Source organism: Tenggerimyces flavus (assembly GCF_016907715.1).
Taxonomy (GTDB): Bacteria; Actinomycetota; Actinomycetes; order Propionibacteriales; family Actinopolymorphaceae; genus Tenggerimyces; species Tenggerimyces flavus.
Genome location: NZ_JAFBCM010000001.1, coordinates 7,867,169 through 7,886,247, shown reverse-complemented (window position 1 = coordinate 7,886,247; position 19,079 = coordinate 7,867,169). Strand labels below are relative to the sequence as shown.

General features: G+C 70.0%; 16 protein-coding genes. 9 read left to right on the top strand and 7 right to left on the bottom strand.

What is annotated here, in order from left to right; all coding sequences use genetic code 11:
* Positions 1-63: 63 nt before the first annotated feature.
* Positions 64-3,744 (top strand): S8 family peptidase, encoded by a 3,681-nt coding sequence (locus tag JOD67_RS36665; protein ID WP_205122253.1) that lies wholly within the window; start codon positions 64-66, stop codon positions 3,742-3,744.
* Between the two features lie 243 nt (positions 3,745-3,987).
* Positions 3,988-4,884: a hypothetical protein gene (locus tag JOD67_RS36660; RefSeq protein ID WP_205122252.1), complete on the top strand. Its 897-nt coding sequence runs from the start codon at positions 3,988-3,990 to the stop codon at positions 4,882-4,884.
* 2 nt (positions 4,885-4,886) lie between these two features.
* Here the strand turns inward: JOD67_RS36660 and JOD67_RS36655 are convergent, their stop codons facing one another.
* The 6 genes from JOD67_RS36655 to JOD67_RS36630 are packed head-to-tail and all read right to left on the bottom strand — an operon-like array spanning position 4,887 to position 11,162.
* Positions 4,887-7,310: a beta-glucosidase H gene (locus tag JOD67_RS36655; protein ID WP_205122251.1), complete on the bottom strand. Its 2,424-nt coding sequence runs from the start codon at positions 7,308-7,310 to the stop codon at positions 4,887-4,889.
* A 27-nt stretch (positions 7,311-7,337) separates the two neighbouring features.
* Positions 7,338-9,095 carry an acetyl/propionyl/methylcrotonyl-CoA carboxylase subunit alpha gene (locus JOD67_RS36650; protein ID WP_307782681.1) on the bottom strand — a complete coding sequence of 586 codons (1,758 nt, stop codon included), beginning with the start codon at positions 9,093-9,095 and terminating at the stop codon, positions 7,338-7,340.
* Positions 9,092-9,505 (bottom strand): type II toxin-antitoxin system death-on-curing family toxin, encoded by a 414-nt coding sequence (locus JOD67_RS36645; RefSeq protein WP_307782680.1) that lies wholly within the window; start codon positions 9,503-9,505, stop codon positions 9,092-9,094. The genes JOD67_RS36650 and JOD67_RS36645 overlap by 4 nt, the downstream gene beginning before the upstream one ends.
* A complete protein-coding gene (locus JOD67_RS36640) occupies positions 9,502-9,705 on the bottom strand; it encodes a ribbon-helix-helix protein, CopG family (RefSeq protein ID WP_205122250.1) in 204 nt (67 codons plus the stop codon). The genes JOD67_RS36645 and JOD67_RS36640 overlap by 4 nt, the downstream gene beginning before the upstream one ends.
* A gap of 13 nt (positions 9,706-9,718) precedes the next feature.
* Positions 9,719-10,426 (bottom strand): class I SAM-dependent methyltransferase, encoded by a 708-nt coding sequence (locus JOD67_RS36635; protein WP_205122249.1) that lies wholly within the window; start codon positions 10,424-10,426, stop codon positions 9,719-9,721.
* A 43-nt stretch (positions 10,427-10,469) separates the two neighbouring features.
* Entirely contained in the window at positions 10,470-11,162 is a 693-nt protein-coding gene (locus tag JOD67_RS36630) for a 4a-hydroxytetrahydrobiopterin dehydratase (RefSeq protein ID WP_205122248.1), read from the bottom strand.
* Between the two features lie 46 nt (positions 11,163-11,208).
* On the opposite strand from JOD67_RS36630, the gene JOD67_RS36625 reads away from it, so the two are divergent.
* A complete protein-coding gene (locus JOD67_RS36625; protein WP_205122247.1) occupies positions 11,209-12,165 on the top strand; it encodes a helix-turn-helix transcriptional regulator in 957 nt (318 codons plus the stop codon).
* Positions 12,166-12,285: 120 nt separating this feature from the next.
* Here JOD67_RS36625 and JOD67_RS36620 read toward each other — a convergent pair whose 3' ends face one another.
* Positions 12,286-12,681 carry a MerR family transcriptional regulator gene (locus JOD67_RS36620; RefSeq protein ID WP_205122246.1) on the bottom strand — a complete coding sequence of 132 codons (396 nt, stop codon included), beginning with the start codon at positions 12,679-12,681 and terminating at the stop codon, positions 12,286-12,288.
* Positions 12,682-12,753: 72 nt separating this feature from the next.
* Here JOD67_RS36620 and JOD67_RS36615 point away from each other — a divergent pair, with 72 nt between their 5' ends.
* The 6 genes from JOD67_RS36615 to JOD67_RS36590 all read left to right on the top strand — a co-directional run bounded on the left by JOD67_RS36615 (position 12,754) and on the right by JOD67_RS36590 (position 19,078).
* Positions 12,754-13,905 carry an acyl-CoA dehydrogenase family protein gene (locus JOD67_RS36615; protein WP_205122245.1) on the top strand — a complete coding sequence of 384 codons (1,152 nt, stop codon included), beginning with the start codon at positions 12,754-12,756 and terminating at the stop codon, positions 13,903-13,905.
* Between the two features lie 10 nt (positions 13,906-13,915).
* Entirely contained in the window at positions 13,916-15,448 is a 1,533-nt protein-coding gene (locus JOD67_RS36610; RefSeq protein WP_205122244.1) for an acyl-CoA carboxylase subunit beta, read from the top strand.
* A gap of 92 nt (positions 15,449-15,540) precedes the next feature.
* Complete coding sequence (locus JOD67_RS36605; RefSeq protein WP_205122243.1) at positions 15,541-16,365, top strand: SCO6745 family protein; 825 nt, start codon at positions 15,541-15,543, stop codon at positions 16,363-16,365.
* Between the two features lie 273 nt (positions 16,366-16,638).
* On the top strand, positions 16,639-17,439 hold the full coding sequence (locus JOD67_RS36600) for a sugar phosphate isomerase/epimerase family protein (protein WP_205122242.1): 801 nt from the start codon (positions 16,639-16,641) through the stop codon (positions 17,437-17,439).
* 29 nt (positions 17,440-17,468) lie between these two features.
* Positions 17,469-18,329, top strand: coding sequence for a fumarylacetoacetate hydrolase family protein (locus tag JOD67_RS36595; RefSeq protein WP_205122241.1), 861 nt, complete (start codon positions 17,469-17,471; stop codon positions 18,327-18,329).
* Positions 18,326-19,078: an SDR family NAD(P)-dependent oxidoreductase gene (locus JOD67_RS36590; protein ID WP_205122240.1), complete on the top strand. Its 753-nt coding sequence runs from the start codon at positions 18,326-18,328 to the stop codon at positions 19,076-19,078. Before JOD67_RS36595 ends, JOD67_RS36590 begins: the two co-directional genes overlap by 4 nt.
* Position 19,079 lies beyond the last annotated feature (1 nt).

Below are 19,079 nucleotides of genomic sequence, written 5' to 3'. Positions count from 1 at the left end.
TCTGGTGTGAGGTTCGAGCTGTCCGGCTCGGGCCTCCTTCTGTTGGCCGATGACGGGGAGAACATGGTCCAGAAACCACGAAGGCATGCCATCGCGGCGAGCGTCCTCGCGGCGGTGATGGTGGCGGGGACGGGCGTTGGGCAGGCCCAAGTCGACGTCGCGAGCAAGCCCAATACCGCGGGGGCAGCAGGGGCGCACCGGGTCACGCTGGTCACCGGCGACGTCGTCCTCGTCGGGCCAGGCCAGCCCGGCCGCGAGCCCGTGTCGCTGATCGGCAAGCAGCGAAGCTCGGACTACCTCCAGATCCTCAGGCAGCACGGCCACACGTACGTGATCCCCGAGAAGGCCCGCCCGTACGTCCTCGCCAAGCGACTCGACCCGACGCTGTTCGACGTCACGACGCTCATCGAGCAGGGCTTCGACGACAAGCGCTCCAAGACCCTCCCGCTGATCCTCGACCGCTCCCAAGCCAAAGCCACGATCAAGGGCGCCAAGCGCACCAGGCTGCTGAAGTCGATCAACGCCGAAGCCGTCCGCGTCGACAAGCAGAACGCGGACACGTTCTGGAACGCCATCGACACCAAGCCGGCCAGAACAGCAAAGCTGGACAGCGGAGTCGACTACATCTGGCTCAGCCAGAAGGTGCAAGCGAGCCTCGACCAGAGCGTCAAGCAGATCGGCGCCCCCGCAGCCTGGGCGAAGGGCTTCACCGGCGAGGGCATCAAGGTCGCGATCGCCGACACCGGCATCGACGCGACCCACCCCGACCTCCAGAACAACGTCGTTGAGGCCAAGAACTTCAGCGAGAGCCCCGAGGTCACCGACCACTTCGGCCACGGCACGCACGTCGCCTCGATCGTCGCCAGCAACGACACCAAGTACAGGGGCGTCGCCCCCGACGCCACGCTCCTCAGCGCCAAGGTCCTCGACGACAGCGGCGGCGGCTACTGGGACGGCATCATCGCCGGCATGGAGTGGGCGGTCGCCCAGGGCGCGAACGTCGTCAACCTCAGCCTCGGCGGCACCGACAGCCCGGGCGTCGACCCGGTCGAGGAGACCGTCAACCGCCTCACCCAACAGACCGGCACGCTGTTCGTCATCTCCGCGGGCAACGACGGCCAGCTGGGCGAGCAGACGATCGGCAGTCCCGGTAGTGCGGACGAGGCGTTGACCGTCGGCGCCGTCGACAAGCAGGACGAGCTCGCGGACTTCTCCAGCCGCGGCCCGCGCGTGGGCGACGGCGGTCTCAAGCCGGACGTGACCGCGCCCGGCGTCGACATCGTCGCCGCGAAGGCGGCGGGCACCGAGCTCGGCGACCCCGTCGGCGACGACCACGTCAGCCTGAGCGGAACGTCGATGGCCGCGCCGCACGTCGCGGGAGCCGCCGCGATCCTGCTGCAGCAGCACCCGTCCTGGAAGGCGAACGAGGTCCGCGCCAGCCTGATGAGCACCGCGAAGCCGCACGCCGACCTCACCGAGTTCGAGCAGGGCGCCGGCCGCATCGACGTCGCCCACGCGACGACCGAGCAGGTCCACACCGACACTGGAAAGCTCGAGCTCGGCTACTTCAAGTGGCCCCACGACAACCCCGCGCCGGTGACCAAGCCGATCACGTACACCAACACCGGCACCAGCCCCGTCACCCTCGAGCTCGCGGTCACCGGCAACCTCACCATCGACCAGACCGCGCTCACGATCGCCGCCCAGAGCAGTGCGACCGTGAACGTACGTCTCGACCCCGCCGGAATGCCGAACGGCGTCCACGAAGGCGCGCTCACCGCCACAAACGGCGACGGCCAGCTCCGCACGCCGATCGCCTGGTACCTCGAGCCCGAGCTGTACGACCTCACGATCAACGCCGTCGACCGGCACGGCGAGCCCATCACCGACCTGCTCAACATCGCCGACACCGACGACGGCCAGTGGTACCCGCTGAACCCGTTCATCCCCATCGAGAACGGCAAGGTCACCCTCCGCCTGCCCAAGGGTGCGTACAGCGTCGGCGTCACCGCGGCCGTGAACGCGACCGACGAGTCGCTCCCGGAGTTCCTCCTCATCCACGAGCCGAACGTCGATCTCCAGCGCGACACGACGGTCGACCTGGACGGCACCAAGGCCCGCGAGGTCACGCTCGACGTCCAGAACGGACCCAGGACCAACACCCACACGAAGGCGTTCGGCCTCGTCCGGGTCTCCGCGAACGGAGCGTCCTGGAACGGGTTCGGCGGGACCGCCCACGACACCAACCGGCGGCTGTTCGCGGTGCCGTCGGCGAAGGCGAAGGTCGGAAAGCTCGAGTTCTCCACAGAGGTACGCCGCGAGGCGCCGCCGATCACAATGAACGTCGTGGGCGCGAAGGGCCTCGACCTCGCGCCGCGTGCGATCCCGTTCGCCCCTCGGTTCGACGGGAAAGCCAGGATGCCGGTCGACACGTTCCCGGGCGGCGACGTCGAGGGTGGCGTCGCGTTGATCGCGCACGACCAGAACTCGTCGTTCGCCGACGAGGCACGGGCGGCGGCCGCCGCTGGCGCGAAGCTCGCGCTGTTCTACGACCCGTCGTTCCCGGGACGATCCGGCGAGTGGTGGTGGGGCGAGCCGCCGTACGAGACTCCGAGCATCATGACCGACCGGGCAGCGGCCGCGAAGTTGCTTGCCCTGGTGGAGAAAGGCCCGGTCCGGCTGGACGTCACGGGGATCGCGCGGTCGCCGTACGTCTACGATCTGGCGATTCCGGTGGAGGGCCGGATCCCGGCCGACCTGACGTACCGGGTGCGCAAGAGTGAGCTGGCGAAGGTGGCGGTGTCGTTCGGCGCCCACGCGCCGAGCGGCGGCGAGACCTCGGAGGTGCGCAGCGCGATCACGCCGCTGGGGAGCGAGAACGGCGGCAACCTCATCCCGCAGTTCGACACCCCGTCCACGCGGACCGACTACATCCTCGCGAACCAGATGAAGTGGACGCAGGTGATCCTTCCGGTCAACCTGGACGACAGCTCCGGCGTCAGCCTGGCCGAGCTGCCGCGTGCGTATCGGCCGGGCTCGCGGCACGACGTCCGCTGGTTCCATCCGGTCGCGACGCACTCGCTGCCCGCGGGCAACGACCTGCCGTGGCTCGGCACGGCGCGGCGTACGGAAGGCGCGCTCGAGGTCGTGATGAACGCGTTCGCCGACCAGCGCGACCGGGTCGACAACTCCTCTGCCGACACGCACGTTCAGCGGCTCTATCGCGCCGGAAAGCTGGTGGGGGAGACGCCCGACCGGTTCGGCTTCTACGAGCTCGCCGCCGGCGCGGACACGTTCCGGCTCGAGCAGGAGAGCACGCGGTCGTTCCCCTGGTGGAAGTACTCGACGAAGCTCGCCTCGGCGTGGACGTTCTCCTCGAAGGGCACCGGGACCGAGAAGAAGCCGGAGCAGCTGCCGTTGCTGCTGGCCGAGTACGACGTTCCGACGGCCGACGCCTCGAGCCAGGTGCGCACCGGCCGGTTGGTGCCGCTGAAGCTGGCGGTACGGCACCAGGACGGCGCGAAGTCGGCCAGGATCGCCCGCGTCAAGCTGGAGTTGTCATACGACGACGGTGCTACCTGGGAGTCCGCGCGGCTGCTCAGGACCGGGCGGAACACCTACAAAGCGCTCGTCGTGCATCCGCAGAAGGCCGCGGGTGGCGCGGTGACGCTTCGGGTGGATGTGTCCGACCAGGCCGGCAACCGGCTGCAGCAGACCGTGACCCGGGCGTACGGGCTGAAGTAGCAAGCGTTGGTCGTGTCTGGCAAATAGCGCCGGTCATCGCGCGTAGCGCGATGGCGCGCGGCGCCCCGCGCCCGGCTGGGCGTGGTGCAGGAGGAATTCATATTGGTTATATGGGTGACGATGTGCACCGCGGCCAGGCGGGATGTGGGGCGCCGCGCGCCAGGCGATCTTTGGCAGACACGGCCTTAGACCCTCCCGCGTGCGACGATTCCCTGAGTGGGCGGCGTACGCGGGAGGTCTGACGTGGCAGCGAAGCAGGGGTGGCGGGCCGTCGTTGCCACTTTGCTGCTCATCCTGGGTTCGCTGGCCACGCTGGTCGCCGTGCCGGCGGCGTGGGCGGACCGGGCGATGTCGACGACCGAGTTCCGTTCGACGGTGCGCACGATCTCCGCCGACCCGCGGCTGCACGTGACGGTTGCCAAGCAGGTGACCGGGGCACTGATGGAGCGGATCGACGTCAAGGGCAACATCGGCGACGGGTTGGACTCGTTGGCACGACGGGGCATCACCGGCGGGTTCCTCGACGACATCCGCAACCTGGTGAACGTGTCCGACGTGGCCGTACGAGCCCTCATCCAACAACGGATCCAGGACGTGCTCGCGACCTCCGCGGCGACCGGTGTCTGGGAGACGCTGGCAAGGAACGCGCAGACGGTGATCGTCACCCAGCGGACCGGACCCGCGACCGCGATCAGCGTGGACGTGGCGCCGTTGATCGATGAGATCAAGCGCCGGCTGGTCGCGGACGGGCTGACCGCGGCGTCGCAGATCCAGCCCGGCCAGACCCAGGTCGTGCTGGTGCGGTCGGAGACCGTCGGGACCGCGCGGACGTGGTACGAACGGGTCCACCTGCTCGGCACGTACGCGCCGTTCGTCGCGATCGGCCTGTTCCTGCTCGCGCTGATCGCCGCGGTCCGCCGGATGCGTACGCTCGTCGCCGCGGCACTCGGTGTCGCGGTCGCGATGATCGCGCTGCTGCTCGGCCTGACCATCGGCAGCGACCTCGCGCCGCCGAGCATCGAGGCGCTGATCTACGACGCCGCGGCCGAGTCGTTCCGCCCGACGGCGCTCGCGGTCCTCGGCAGCTCCCTGCTGGTCGCTGGAGTGTCCGCCTCGATCGCCTGGATCCGCACCGACTGAGGTCAGCCGATCTGGAGCGGCGCGGTGAGGCGGCAGTCGGCGATCGAACGACCGGCCTGCACCTCGTACGCGCCGGGCACCAACCGCCACGATGCGAACTGCTCGTCCCAGATCTGGAACGCCCGCTCCGGCAGCGCGACCTCCACCTCGGCGCTCTCGCTGGGGTCGACCTCGACGGACGCGAAGCCGGCCAGCCAACGGGCCGGCCGCTCGGCGGAGTCGTCGACCGGGGCGACGTACACCTGCACGACCTCGCGGCCGGGACGCGAACCCAGGTTGCGGATCCGTACCCGAGCCACCGTCGGCGAGACGAGGATCGCCTCGTACTCCCAGTCGGTGTAGCCGAGCCCGTGCCCGAACGGGTACGCGGGCGTCCGCCCCGCCCGCTCCCACGCGCGGTAGCCGATGAAGACACCCTCGTCGTACGCGAGCTGCCCGTTCCGCGGCGTCACCTGGGTCACGGGAGCGTCCGCGAGGACCGCGGGCCAGGTCGTCGGCAACCGGCCACCGGGCTCGGCCGACCCGAGCAGCACGTCCGCCAACGCCGCGCCGCCCTCCTGACCGGGGAACCAGGTCAGGAGCACCGCCGCGACCGAGTCGCGCCACGGCAGCTCGACCGGCGCCCCGGCGTTCACGACGACGACCGTACGCGGATTCACCGCCGCGACCGCGCGGACCAGCTCGTCCTGCGTGCCGGGCAAGGCCAAACTCGTCCGGTCGAAGCCCTCCGACTCGACCCGTTCGGTCGTCGCGACCACGACGATCGCCGCGTCAGCGGCACGAGCCACCTCGACGGCTTCGGCGATGAGCTCGTCCGACGTCCGCTGCGGGCCACTGTGCGCCAGCGCGAAAGCGACGACCTTGATCGGGCCGTCGTACTTGGGAACGACATACGTCAAGCTGACCTGAATCGCCTTGCCCGCTTCGAGGTTCACCGAGCCGCGCTGGACGGGCGCGCCGAAGATCGCCTCCATGAAGTCGGCACCCTCGGGAAGCTCGTGCACGCCGTCGAACAGCACCTCCGACCCCACGACGAGCCGGTGCGCGCCGAGTCCGCGGGTGCCGAACGCGTGCTCGCCGCTCTCGCGCGGTACGAACGTGCCGGTGATCTCGACCGCGTGCAGTTCGTCGTAGTCGACGTCCCGCGGCATCGAGTCGGCGCCCATCCAGAGCACCGAGCCGTTCGGCAACGGCGTGCCGCCCAACACCTGATCGTCCTCGCCGCGGCAGACCGCTTCGAGCTGGAACCCGGCGCCGGCAGACGCGAGCTCGCCCGACGGGTCCGCGCCGACGGCGTATCGGACGGTGCCCTCCGGCAACGCGGCGGTCAGCCCGTCGAGCGGCGACACCACATGGTCCGGGAACACCTCGGCCGACCCGCCGCCGAGCACCCGCGCGTCGCGAGCGGCGGCGCCGAGGACGGCGACGCTCCGCACGCCGGTAAGCGGGAGTGCCTGATTCTCGTTGCGGACAAGGACGAACGAGCGTTGCGCGACCTCACGCGCGAGCGCGTCGCCGTCGATGCCGGCGGGCGGCTCGGTGGGCTCGGCGCCGGCGAGCGCGCCGACGCGGGAGGCGAGGAGCAGGACGCGGCGTACTGCGTCGTCGACGACGCGTTCCTCGACCTCGCCAGCTCGGACCGCGGCGGCAAGCGCCGGTCCGTACACCGTGCCCGGGCCAGGCATCGCCACGTCCGTGCCGCCGGTGATCGCGCCGACGGTGCTCCGCGCGCCGGTCCAGTCCGAGACGACGAAGCCGTCGAAGCCCCACTCGCCGCGAAGAATCTCGTTCTGTAGTTGGTGATGCTCGGTCATCGACGTGCCGTTGACACGGTTGTACGCCGACATCACACCCCAGGCGCCGGCGTTCTTGACGATCGCCTCGAACGGCGCGAGGTAGAGCTCGCGGAGCGCGCGCGGGCCGACGAGGTTGTCGACGGTGAAGCGTTCGGTCTCGGCGTCGTTCGCGACGAAGTGCTTGACGGTCGTCGCGACCCCGCCGGACTGCACGCCGCGTACGTAGCCGGTGCCGAGTTCGGCGGTGAGGAACGGGTCCTCCGAGTAGGACTCGAAGTGCCGGCCGCCGAGCGGGGAACGGTGCAGGTTGACGGTCGGGGCGAGCAGCACGTGCACGCCCTTGCGGCGCGCCTCCTGGGCGAGCAGGGCGCCGGCTCGTTCGGCGAGCGCCGGATCCCAGGTGGCGCCGAGCGCCGTCGGCGACGGCAGCGCGACGGACGGGTCGTCCGCACTCCAGCGCACGCCGCGCACGCCGATCGGCCCGTCGGACATGACGATCGGGGCGAGCCCGATCGCTGCACAGGCCGGCAGTTTCCACATGGTCTCGCCGGCCAGCAGCCCGCACTTGGTGTCGAGGTCGAGCTTGGCGAGCGCCGCCTCCACGATGGCCCGACGTGCGCTGTCATCCATCCCGGCCTCCCCTGGTGGTGCGGTGAATCAGTCCTTGATCTCGCAGAACACCGCGCCTGCGCTCACGGTCGCCCCCACGGTCGCGGCGAGGGCGGTGATCGTTCCGCTCTTGTGCGCGTTGACCGGTTGCTCCATCTTCATCGCCTCGAGCACGACGATGAGCTCGCCCGCGGCGACGGTCTGCCCTTCCTCGACGGTGACCTTGACCACGGTGCCCTGCATCGGCGAGGTCAGCGCGTCGCCGCCCGCCGTGGCCGCGGACTTCGCTCCGCCGGAACGGCGCGGTGGCTTTCGCCCGGCCGTTGTCGGCGCGGCTGCGGCGCCCAGTGCGGCGGGCAGCACGACCTCGAGCCGCTTGCCGTTGACCTCGACGGTGACGCGGTCCCGTTCGGCACCGTCGGCTTCGGCGAGGTCGCCCTCGTACGGCGCGATCGTGTTGACGAACTCGGTCTCGATCCAGCGCGTGTGCACGCCGAACTTGCCCTCGCTGGCGACGAACGCCGGGTCGTCGACGACCGCGCGGTGGAACGCGATCACCGTCGGCATGCCGTCGACCTCGAACTCCGCGAGCGCGCGCCGCGACCGTTCCAGCGCCTGCGTCCGGTCTCGCCCGGACACGACGAGCTTGGCGACCAGCGAGTCGAACGATCCGGGAACGGTCTCGCCCTGGTCGTACCCGCCGTCGAGCCGCACGCCCGGACCGGACGGCGGGTGCCACCTGGTCAACGTGCCGGGCGCGGGGAGGAAACCGCGGCCGGCGTCCTCGGCGTTGATGCGGAACTCGATCGAGTGGCCGGTGATCGGCGGGTCGTCGTAGCCGAGCGATTCGCCGTTCGCGATGCGGAACATCTCGCGGACCAGGTCGATGCCGGTGACCTGCTCGGTGACCGGGTGCTCGACCTGCAGCCGTGTGTTGACCTCGAGGAACGAGATCGTGCCGTCCTGCCCGACGAGGAACTCGCAGGTGCCGGCGCCTTCGTAGCCCGCCTCGAGCAGAATCGCCTTGCTGGCTTGGTAAAGCTGCTCGCGCTGGGCGTCGGTGAGGAACGGGGCCGGAGCTTCCTCGACGAGCTTCTGATGCCTGCGCTGGAGGGAACAGTCGCGGGTCGAGACCACGACGACGTTGCCGTGCTGGTCGGCGAGGCACTGGGTCTCGACGTGGCGCGGGCGGTCGAGGTAACGCTCGACGAAGCACTCGCCGCGGCCGAACGCGGAGACCGCCTCGCGGACGGCGGAGTCGAACAGCTCGGGGATCTCCTCCAGCGTGCGGGCCACCTTGAGACCGCGGCCGCCGCCTCCGTACGCGGCCTTGATCGCGACCGGGAGGCCGTTCTGCTGGGCGAAGGCCACGACCTCGTCGGCGCCCTCGACCGGGTCCTGGGTGCCGGCGACGAGCGGGGCGCCGACCTTCTGCGCGATGTGGCGGGCCTTCACCTTGTCGCCGAGCGCGTCGATCGCCGCGGGCGGCGGGCCGATCCAGGTCAGGCCGTGGTCGATCACGGCCTGCGCGAAGGCGGCGTTCTCGGCGAGGAAGCCGTACCCGGGGTGGACGGCGTCGGCTCCCGCCTGCTCGGCGACGCGGAGGAGCTTGTCGATCGCGAGGTAGCTGTCGGCCGGCGTGGCACCGTCCAGCGCGTACGCCTCGTCGGCGACGCGCACGTGCAAGGCGTCCCGGTCCGGGTCGGCGTAGACGGCGACGCTCGCGAGGCCGTGGTCCGCGCAGGCTCGGGCGATGCGGACCGCGATCTCTCCGCGGTTGGCGATGAGCACCTTGCTGATGGTCACTGGCTGGCTCCTCCCACGTTCTCCGGGAGTCTAGGACGCCTGGGCTCCGTGGCCCGGCTCAACCGCTGAGCGATGCCGGCCACGGTGTCCAGCGTGCCGTCGGCGACGTCGATGATCAGGTCGTACGCCTGGGCGTTGGTGAGCGTGAGGCGGCGGCCGTTCATGCCGTAGAACGCGATGAGCCCGGCGAGGCTGAGGCGCTTGTTGCCGTCTTCCAGGGCGTGGTTCTTCGCGAGGGAGTGCAGGAGGGCGGCGGCCTTCTCGTCGAGCGTCTTGTACGCGTCCTCGCCGAACGCGCTCGCCCGGGGACGGGCGAGGGCGGCCTCGAGGAGCCCGTAGTCGCGCACCTCGAAGTCGCCCAGGATGCGTTCCGCGACGTGCAGCAGCTCACCCAGGGTGAGGTAGATCACCGGCCGAGCTTCTCCAGCGCCTCGGCGTATCTCGGCAGCTCGTCGTCGAGCACCTGGTCGAGCAGCTCGGCCCGACTGTGGCTCTCGACGTACTCGCGGACGGCCTGCCGGGCCACGTCCTGCATCGACCGTCGCTCCAGCTCGGCGCGGCGCTTCAGCGCCTCGGCCTCGTCGTCCGTCAGTCGCAGTGTCATCGCCATGCCCTCGATGGTATCACCGCTGATACCGGCCGGTGAGGACGGCGAAGCGGAGGTTCTGGTAGACGCAGGCGACGTCGGCAAGGCCGGCTTCTCTGAGCCATGTCAGCTGGTCCTCGGTCGGCGCCGTTTGGTCGAAGGCCATGCGTGCGCGGGCGCCGGCTACTTCGGCGTCGTCGCTGCCGTTCTCGCGGGCGTCGGCCTCCCAGAGCTCGTCGTAGAGCGCGTCGAGCCTGGGGGTCGGGCCGGCGACCTGCTCGGCGTTCACGAACACGCCCCCGTCTGCGAGGGCGTTCGCCGCGCGGGCGTAAAGGTCGCGCTTGCCGGCGTCGTCGAGGTGGTGGATCGCGAGCGCGGACACGATCGCGTCGTACTCGCCTTCCGGCAGTTCGTCGGTCAGGTCCCGCAGGACGGTGCGGTGCGCGATCCCGCGCGCGGTCAGCTCGCGGTCGGCCTGGTCGAGCATCGGCTGGGCGACGTCGACGAGCGTGAACGTCGCATCGGGCCGCACGCCGGCGATCAGCAGCGACAGCAGGCCGGTCCCCGCGCCGAGGTCGAGCACCTTCGCGTTCGCCGGCAGGTCGAGCGTGGCGAAGCGCGTGGCGGCGGCGTAGAAGTCGTCGAAGCAGGTGACGAGCCGGCGCCGGCTGGCGTCGTACGTACCCGCCACGGCGCCGAACGCCTCGCCCACCGTCTTGATATTCGAGACTGCGATCTCACTCATCGGACGACCGTACTGCCGTTGGTCGATGAGTGTCCACCGTTCTCTAGGCGTTGGGCCGGTACTGCGAGTCGCACAGCGGCGTCTCGCCCGGCTGCCAGGTGCAGAGGCGGACCGCGTTGCCGTCCGGGTCGGCCAGCACCCACCAGGCCGGCGCGTCCTGGTCGCTGACCAGCGTCCCGCCGGCGGCGAGGGCCGCGTCGATCCGAGGCTGGACCTGTGCGGGGTCGACCCAGAGGTCGGGATGCCAGCGCCGCTCGCCGGAGCCGCGTTGGAAGTAGATCATCGGCAGCGCGTGGTTCGGGTCGCCGACGTCGCCCCAGGAGTCGTCGCCGACGACGTGCTCGGTGCCCAGTACGGCGGTCCAGAACGAGGCGATCTTCCCGTACGACGGGGTGTCCAGCCCGAGCTCGATGCGGGACACGTTCGCGTCCAACGTGCAGCCCGAAGCCGTCGCGAGCTCGGTGACCCGGCGCGCGAGCCGTACGTCCAGCTCCGTCACGCCGCCGGCGTCGCGGCTGCTCAGCCGGACGTCGACTCGCGACGGGCGGAGGTCGAGCGAGGCGTGATGGTTCAGCTCGGCCGCGGCGGAGCCGATCGCGGTCACGATCGCCAAGCCGGCTTGGAAGTTCTCGGTGCGGATCCGTGTCTCGAGTCCGCCCGAGCCGTAGTGGAGGAGGAACGCCCAGCCGTCGAGTCCGGCGTCGGCGATCCGCTGTCCGGTCAGTGGTGTGCTCATGGACCCGAGGGTTGCAGGCCTTTACGACACCTGATGTCATATTGCGATGCGCGCCGAACGGCTGCTCCGGATCGTCATGGTTCTGCAGGCGAAGGGGCGTGCCACGGCGGCGGAGCTGGGACGGGAGCTGGAGGTCTCGCCGCGGACGATCCAGCGTGACATGGACGTCCTCAGCGGCGTCGGCATCCCCGTGTACGCCACCCGCGGCACCGCTGGCGGGTGGGCGCTCGTCGCCGACTACCGCACCAGCCTCAACGCGCTCACCACCAGCGACGCGCTCGCCATGGTCGTCGCCCAGTCGCGCGGAGTCCTCGACGACCTCGGCATCGACGATCCTGGCCAGGCGCCGATCCACAAGCTGCTGGCCGCCATCGCACCCAGCGCGCGGGACCAGGTCGAGCACGCGCGCCAGCGGATCCACGTCACGCAGGGCAGCTGGGGACCGGAGCCGCCTCGGTCGACGCTGTTGGACCTGCAGCGGGCGATCTGGGCCGATCGGCTCGTGTCGATTCGCTACCGCACCTCCTCGCCCGTCACCCTCGAGCTGGCTCCGCTCGGTCTGGTCCGCGACAACATGACCTGGTACCTCGTCGGTCGCCGCGAGGCCGGCCTGCGGACGTACCGCGTCGACCGGATCCGCAGCATCGCCGTGCTGGACGAGACGTTCGAACGTCCCGAAGGCTTCGACCTCGCCGCCCACTGGCAGGCGGCTTCCGCCAGCTACGTCCAGTCGTTGGGGAGCTACGTCGTTCGGCTGCGGCTGCGTGGGGACGCGGTCCAGCGGACCGACTGGGTGTACGTGCGGTCGCGCACGCTCTCCGAACCCGACGCCGACGGCTGGGTGGACGCCGTGCTCGAGGTCGGCGACGAGGACAACGCCCACGCCGTTCTGCACGACCTGGGCATCGCCGGCGAGGTGATCGTGGTCGAACCCGAAAGCCTCCGCCAGCACGCCGTCACGGCGGCGAAGGCGTTCGTGGCGGCCAACGACCTTTCCGACTAGGACCCGTGGCGTATGTCGGCGGTGCTGGCGGATGGGCGCCGATGCCCGCTTTACCTGGCGAGTGGGTGCTCTACGCGGGGTGTACCCCAGGTAGAGCGGCAAATGATCATGTAAACATGATCATTTGCCGTCGCCGGTGAGGCGGGAGAGGTCGTCGCGGCAGCGGGTCTCGACGGCGTCCAGCTCGGCCAGCGTCTCCTCGATGTCGCGGCGCCGTTGCTCCAGCTCCTTGCGGCGCACCACGATCTGCTCCAGCAGGTACTGCAGCTGCCCCACCTCGCCCGGCTCCGCGTCGTACATGCCGACGATCCGCGCGATCTCCTCCAGCGAGAAGCCGAGCCGCTTGCCCCGCAGGATCAGCCCCAGCCGCACCCGGTCGCGCGCGTGGAAGACCCGCTGCGTGCCCTTGCGTTCCGGCGACAGCAGCCCGCGGTCCTCGTAGAACCGGATCGTCCGCAGCGTCACCGCGTACTCCTCGGCCAGCTCGGCGATCGACCACGTCCGCGCGTCAGTCATCCGGATCCCTTCGCGGCTAGCGATGAGCTAAGCTTACGTTTACGTAAGCGTAAGTCAGAACGAGGTGACACCATGCCGTTCGAACTCGACGAAGAGCACGAAGCGTTCCGCAAGGTCGTCCGCGAGTTCGCCGACACCGAGCTCGCGCCGCACACCGCCGCCTGGGACGAACGGCACGAGTTCCCGCTCGACGCGGTCGACAAGATGGGCAAGCTCGGCCTGTTCGGGCTCCCCGTTCCCGAGGAGTACGGCGGCAGCGGCGGCGACTTCACCAGCCTGTGCATCGCGATCGAGGAGATCGGACGCGTCGACCAGTCGCTCGGCATCACCCTCGAGGGCGCGGTGGGGCTCGGCATCACCCCGATCCTCGCGTACGGCACCGAGGAACAGAAGCAGCGCTGGCTCCCCGACCTCACCGCTGGCCGCACGCTCGCCGCGTTCGGACTCACCGAGGCCGAGTCCGGTTCCGACGCCGGCGCCACGAAGACCAAGGCCAGGTTGGAGAACGGCGAGTGGGTCATCGACGGCTCCAAGCAGTTCATCACGAACTCCGGCACCGACATCACCGCCCTCGTCACGGTCACCGCGAGGACCGGCGAGAACGAGATCTCCTCGATCATCGTCCCGTCCGGCACCGACGGCTTCATCGTCGAGCCCAGCTACAACAAGCTCGGCTGGCACGCCTCCGACACCCACCCGCTCACGTTCCAGAACTGCCGCGTCCCCGAGGCCAACCTGCTCGGCGAGCGGGGCAAGGGATACGCGCAGTTCCTCGCCACGCTCGACGACGGCCGCATCGCGATCGGCGCGCTCGCGACCGGGCTCATCCAGGCCTGCCTCGACCACGCGCTCGCGTACGCCAAGGAGCGCAAGGCGTTCGGCAAGACGATCGGCACCAAGCAGGCCGTCGCGTTCAAGCTCGCCGACCTGCAGGCCGCGGTGGAGACGTCCAGGCTGCTCGTCTACAAGGCCGCGGCCCTCCGCGACGCCGGCCGTCCCAAGGCCGAGGTCAAGCGCGCCGCCGCGATCGCGAAGCTCGTGTCCACCGAGGCCGCGGTCACCGCGACCCGCGAGGCCACGCAGATCTTCGGCGGCTACGGCTTCATGGAGGAGTACCCGGTCGCCCGCTTCTACCGCGACGCCAAGATCCTCGAGATCGGCGAGGGAACGAGCGAGATCCAACGGCTGGTGATCGCGCGCGGTCTGGGCCTCGACGTCGAGTAGGGTCCGGAACGTGGCTCGCAGGGATCACGCCAAAGAGGTGGCCGTCGCTCGCGAGGCGACGCTGCGCCCGGGCGACAAGGGAGCCGCGAAGCTCGCCAGCCAGAACAAGCTGTACGTCCGCGACCGCATCGCGCTGCTCGCCGACCCCGGCACGTTCGTCGAGGACGGCCAGCTCGCCAACGCCTCGGCCGAGGGCCTGCCCGCCGACGGCGTCGTGACCGGGCGGCTGCTCGTCGACGGCCGCCCGGCGCTCGTCGTCGCGAACGACCCAACCGTGAAGGCCGGATCGTGGGGCGCGCGCACGGTGGAGAAGATCGTGCGCATCACCGAGATCGCGCTCCGGGACGAGCTGCCGATCTTCTGGTTCATCGACTCCGCCGGCGCCCGGATCACCGACCAGGTCGACCTGTTCCCAGGCCGCCGCGGCGCGGGGCGGATCTTCGCCAACCAGGTCGCGCTGTCCGGCAAGGTGCCGCAGATCTGCTGCCTGTTCGGGCCGTCCGCCGCCGGCGGCGCGTACATCCCGTCGTTCTGCGACATCGTGATCATGGTCGAGGGCAACGCCTCGATGTACCTCGGCTCGCCCCGCATGGCCGAGATGGTCGTGGGGGAGAAGGTCACGCTGGAGGAGATGGGCGGCGCTCGGATGCACGCGTCCGTCTCGGGCTGCGGCGACAACCTCGCGTCCGACGACGCCGAGGCGATCGAGTCCGCGAAGGCGTTCTTCTCCTACGTTCCTGGGGCGTGGCGCACGCTGCCACCGTCGTACGACGCGCGCCCGCCGGCGCGGGAGTTCACCGCCGACCTGGTGCCGGAGGCGGAGAACGTCGGGTACGACATGTACACCGTGCTCGACGCGCTGCTGGACGAGGACACGTTCTTCGAGCTCAAGCCGCTGTTCGCGCCGGAGATCATCGTGGGCTTCGGGTGTCTCGCCGGCCAGGTGGTGGGGGTGGTGGCCAACAACCCGGCGGTGAAGGGCGGCGTGCTGTTCGTCGACTCGGCGGACAAGGCGGCTCGGTTCATCTGGCTGTGCGACGCGTTCAACGTTCCGCTGGTCTATCTGGCCGACGTTCCGGGCTTCATGATCGGGTCCGAGGTGGAGCGGCAGGGCATCATCCGGCACGGCGCGAAGCTGATCACCGCGGTGTCGGAGGCGACCGTTCCGACCGTCTCGGTGGTGGTGCGGAAGGCGTACGGCGCGGGGCTCTACGCGATGTCGGGGCCGGGCTTCTCACCGGACGCGACGCTGGCGTTGCCGACGGCGAAGATCGCGGTGATGGGGCCTGAAGCGGCGGTGAATGCCGTGTACTACAACAAGATCGCGGAGATCTCGGACCCGGCTGAGCGCGAGGAGTACGTTACGCGGCTGCGCGAGGAGTACGAGGACGACATCGACATCCTCCGCCTCGCCGCCGACCTCGTGATCGACGCGGTGGTCGAGCCGGGCGAGCTGCGTGGAGAACTGATCGCGCGCCTGGCGGCGGCGTCGACGAAGGACCGTCGCGGCCCGGAGAAACGGCACGGCGTCCCGCCGGTCTAGGCCTGTGGGGAGAAATCCGTCGGTTGGGTGTCGGATCGGGGCTCGGGTGTTCGTAGCTGGGGTGAAGACCGCCCGAGCTAGGAGGAACTCCCATGGAGTCGATCGCCCGTCGTCTGAAGCGGCTTGTGGACCCGATCCACGAGGTCACGTACCTCGCCGATGAGCCGACCGCCGAGTTGATGGCGCTGGGGCACCGGAACTACTGGGACGGCTACTTCGCCGGCCGGGCCGCTCCACTGGGTCGGGTCTCGGCGGAGGTGGTGCACGCGGTCTTCTACAACTTCGCCGACGGCGAGGTGGCGCGCCACGTTCCGCGGGTGTGGGAGACGGCCACGCCCGAGGCGGCGCTGACCGCTCGGGAACGGGGCAGCGCCATGGCTCTGCGGAGCCGTCTCGGGCCTGCTCTGGCTGACAGCGCCGGCTTGGCCCGGGCCGCCGAGCTGGCTCTCCAGGCGGCGACCAGCGCGCCGACGGAGGGGCGGATCCTCTACGCCGCGCTGCGGACGCTCCCCGTGCCGTCCGAGCCGGTGGCGAAGCTCTGGCACGCAGCGACCCTGCTGCGCGAGCACCGCGGCGACGGCCACATCGCCGCCCTGGTCACCGCGGGCATCGGCGGCACCGAGGCCCACGTCCTGGCCGCGCTGTCCGTGGGCATGCCGGCGGAGAAGTTCGGCCGCGTCCACCACCTCCCGAAGGCCCAACTGGCCGCCGTCATCGACGGCCTCCGCACCCGCGGCCTGATCGACGCCTCCGGCTGGCTCAGCGAGGTGGGCCGTGCGACGAAGGAGCAGATCGAGGCCATCACCGACGACCTCGCCGCGGCCACCCACGAAAGCCTGGACGAAAACGAGCTCGACCAGCTCCTCACCGACCTCGAACCGATCACCAAGACCCTCGAAGCCGCCAACCCCCACTAGCCCCGCGGCGTGATCATGAACGTGATCATGAAGGCAAACTGGCGTATATGGCGGCTACGCCTTCATGATCACGGACATGATCACGGACATGATCACGAGGGGCGCGCGACTTCGGCGGAGTCGGTTCCTCGCTGGGCCGTGCTTAACGATTAAGTGGGGAGGCGTCCGTGGACGGCCGTCTCAGTTCCCAAGACGACTCGTGCGGCACCCCCCTCGTCCGGCAGGATGCAAGAGAACCCACAAGACATCAGACGACATTCAAGGGGATGACTCATGGCAACACCCCTCGCGATCCAGCTCTACACCGTCCGCGAAGCGTTCGCCGAGGACCGCGCCGCCGCGCTGGCCAAGGTGGCCGCGAAGGGCTTCCGGGCCGTCGAGGCGTACGGCATCGGCGACCTCAGCCGCGACAAGGCGGACAGGATCAAGGACGCGCAGGAGTTCCGCGCTCAGCTGGACGACAACGGCCTCACCATCGTCTCCACGCACGGAACGGTCGCGAGCGACGACAGCGCCGAGGAGATCTACGACGAGCTCGAGATTCTCGGCACCAACCGCCTGATCGCCCCCGTGCCTGGCGCGGTCAAGGGCTTCGCGCACGACGTGCTCAGCACCCGCGACGGCGTGAACCGCATCGCCGAGGCGATCAACAACGCCGCCGAGAAGGCGAAGGGCCGCGGGATCAAGATCGGCTACCACAACCACGACTTCGAGTGGCAGCCCGTCGAGGACGGCACGCCGGCGTACGACCAGTTCGTCCGCAACCTGAGCGACGACGTGTTCATCGAGCTCGACATCTACTGGACTGCGACCGCCGGGCAGAAGCCTGCCGACGTCGCTGCCCTCTACGCCAACAAGATCGTCCTGCTGCACGTCAAGGACGGCCCGGCGAAGCGCGGGGAGCTGCAGACCACCGTCGGCCAGGGCGTCGTCGACAACGTCGGCGCGATCATCAGCGCCACCATGGTCGAGTACCACATCGTCGAGCTCGACGAGTCCGCCGGCGACCCGTTCGACGACGCCGCTACCGGTGGCCAGTGGCTGGTCGACAACGGCCACTCCACCTGGGCCTGATAGACAAGGGCGCAAGAGGAGGACGACACGTGCAGTTGCTACGCCTTGGAGCTCCTGGCGAGGAGCGTCCCGCCGTCCGCACGGATGACGGCACGCTGTTCGCGCTGGACTCCCTCACTCCCGAGATCGACGGCAAGTTCTTCGCCACCGGCGGGCTGGCCGAGGTCAGGGAAGCGGTTTCTCAAGGGACACTCGAGCAGATCGACGATCCCGGTGACGGCAGCGGGCTGCGGCTCGGCGCGCCGATCGCCAAGCCGGGTGCGGTGTTGTGCATCGGACAGAACTACGCCGCGCACGCCGCGGAGTCCGGTGACTCGCCGCCGAAGACGCCGATCCTGTTCTTCAAGCACCCCAACACCGTGGTCGGTCCGTACGACGACGTGCTGATCCCGCGCGAGTCGGTGAAGACCGACTGGGAGGTCGAGCTCGGCGTCGTGATCGGCAAGCAGGCGCGCTATCTCGCCTCGCCAGACGAGGCGCTGGAGTACGTCGCCGGGTACGTCGTGTCGAACGACGTGTCGGAGCGCACGTTCCAGATCGAGCACTCCGCCGGCCAGTGGTCGAAGGGCAAGTGCTGCGAGACGTTCAACCCGCTCGGCCCGTTCCTCGTTCCCGCCGACGAGGTCGAGCCGCAGAAGCTCGGCCTCAGATCGAGCGTCAACGGTGAGGTACGGCAGGACTCGACGACCGCGGACATGATCTTCGACGTCGCGTTCCTGATCTGGCACCTCTCGCAGTACCTCGTGCTCGACGCCGGCGACCTCATCAACACCGGCACGCCGCAAGGGGTCGCGCTCTCCGGTCGCTTCCCGTTCCTCGAGGCTGGGGACGTGATGGAGCTGGAGATCGACGGCCTCGGCAAGCAACGCCAGCAGCTGGTCCAGGCATGAGTGACTTCGACGGTCTGGTTGCAGTCGTCACCGGTGGCGCGTCCGGCATCGGGCTCGCCACCGCGACGCTGCTCGCCGAGCGCGGCGCGAAGGTCGCCGCGCTCGACCTGCAGGCCGAGAAGGTGCCGGAACCGCTGCTCGGGGTGAGCTGCGACGTGACCGACTCGGCGGCGGTGCAAGCCGCGATTGACATCGTGATCGAGCGGTTCGGCCGGCTCGACATCGTCGTCAACAACGCCGGCATCGGCGCGATCGGCACGGTCGCCGACAATGACGACGACGAGTGGCTGCGGGTGCTGAACGTCAACGTGGTCGGCATGGCGCGCGTCAGCAGGGCGGCGCTGCCGCACCTACGGAAGTCGCCGGCGGCCGCGATCGTCAACACCTGTTCGATCGCCGCGGTCGCGGGCATCCCGATGCGTGCGCTCTACAGCGCCTCGAAGGGCGCCGTTCGCGCGCTGACGTTCGCGATGGCGGCGGACCACGTGCACGAGGGCATCCGCGTCAACATGGTCCACCCGGGGACGGCGGACACGCCGTGGGTGGGCCGGTTGCTCGCGCAGGCCGACGATCCCGAGGCCGAACGTGCGGCACTCGAGGCGCGGCAGCCGACCGGCAAGCTGGTGTCGCCGCAAGAGGTCGCCGCTGGCATCGTCTACCTCGCCTCGCCGCTGGCCGGAGCGACCACCGCTGTCGAGCTCGGCGTCGACGGCGGCATGCAGAACCTCCGGCTCCGGCCGAAGTCGTAAA

Coding starts and splice junctions, on each gene's coding strand:
- JOD67_RS36665 (WP_205122253.1), top strand. CDS start 64: ATGGTCCAGAAACCACGAAGGCATGCCATCGCGGCGAGCGTCCTCGCG.
- JOD67_RS36655 (WP_205122251.1), bottom strand. CDS start 7,310: ATGGATGACAGCGCACGTCGGGCCATCGTGGAGGCGGCGCTCGCCAAG.
- JOD67_RS36640 (WP_205122250.1), bottom strand. CDS start 9,705: ATGGCGATGACACTGCGACTGACGGACGACGAGGCCGAGGCGCTGAAG.
- JOD67_RS36635 (WP_205122249.1), bottom strand. CDS start 10,426: ATGAGTGAGATCGCAGTCTCGAATATCAAGACGGTGGGCGAGGCGTTC.
- JOD67_RS36630 (WP_205122248.1), bottom strand. CDS start 11,162: ATGAGCACACCACTGACCGGACAGCGGATCGCCGACGCCGGACTCGAC.
- JOD67_RS36625 (WP_205122247.1), top strand. CDS start 11,209: ATGCGCGCCGAACGGCTGCTCCGGATCGTCATGGTTCTGCAGGCGAAG.
- JOD67_RS36620 (WP_205122246.1), bottom strand. CDS start 12,681: ATGACTGACGCGCGGACGTGGTCGATCGCCGAGCTGGCCGAGGAGTAC.
- JOD67_RS36615 (WP_205122245.1), top strand. CDS start 12,754: ATGCCGTTCGAACTCGACGAAGAGCACGAAGCGTTCCGCAAGGTCGTC.
- JOD67_RS36605 (WP_205122243.1), top strand. CDS start 15,541: ATGGAGTCGATCGCCCGTCGTCTGAAGCGGCTTGTGGACCCGATCCAC.
- JOD67_RS36600 (WP_205122242.1), top strand. CDS start 16,639: ATGGCAACACCCCTCGCGATCCAGCTCTACACCGTCCGCGAAGCGTTC.
- JOD67_RS36590 (WP_205122240.1), top strand. CDS start 18,326: ATGAGTGACTTCGACGGTCTGGTTGCAGTCGTCACCGGTGGCGCGTCC.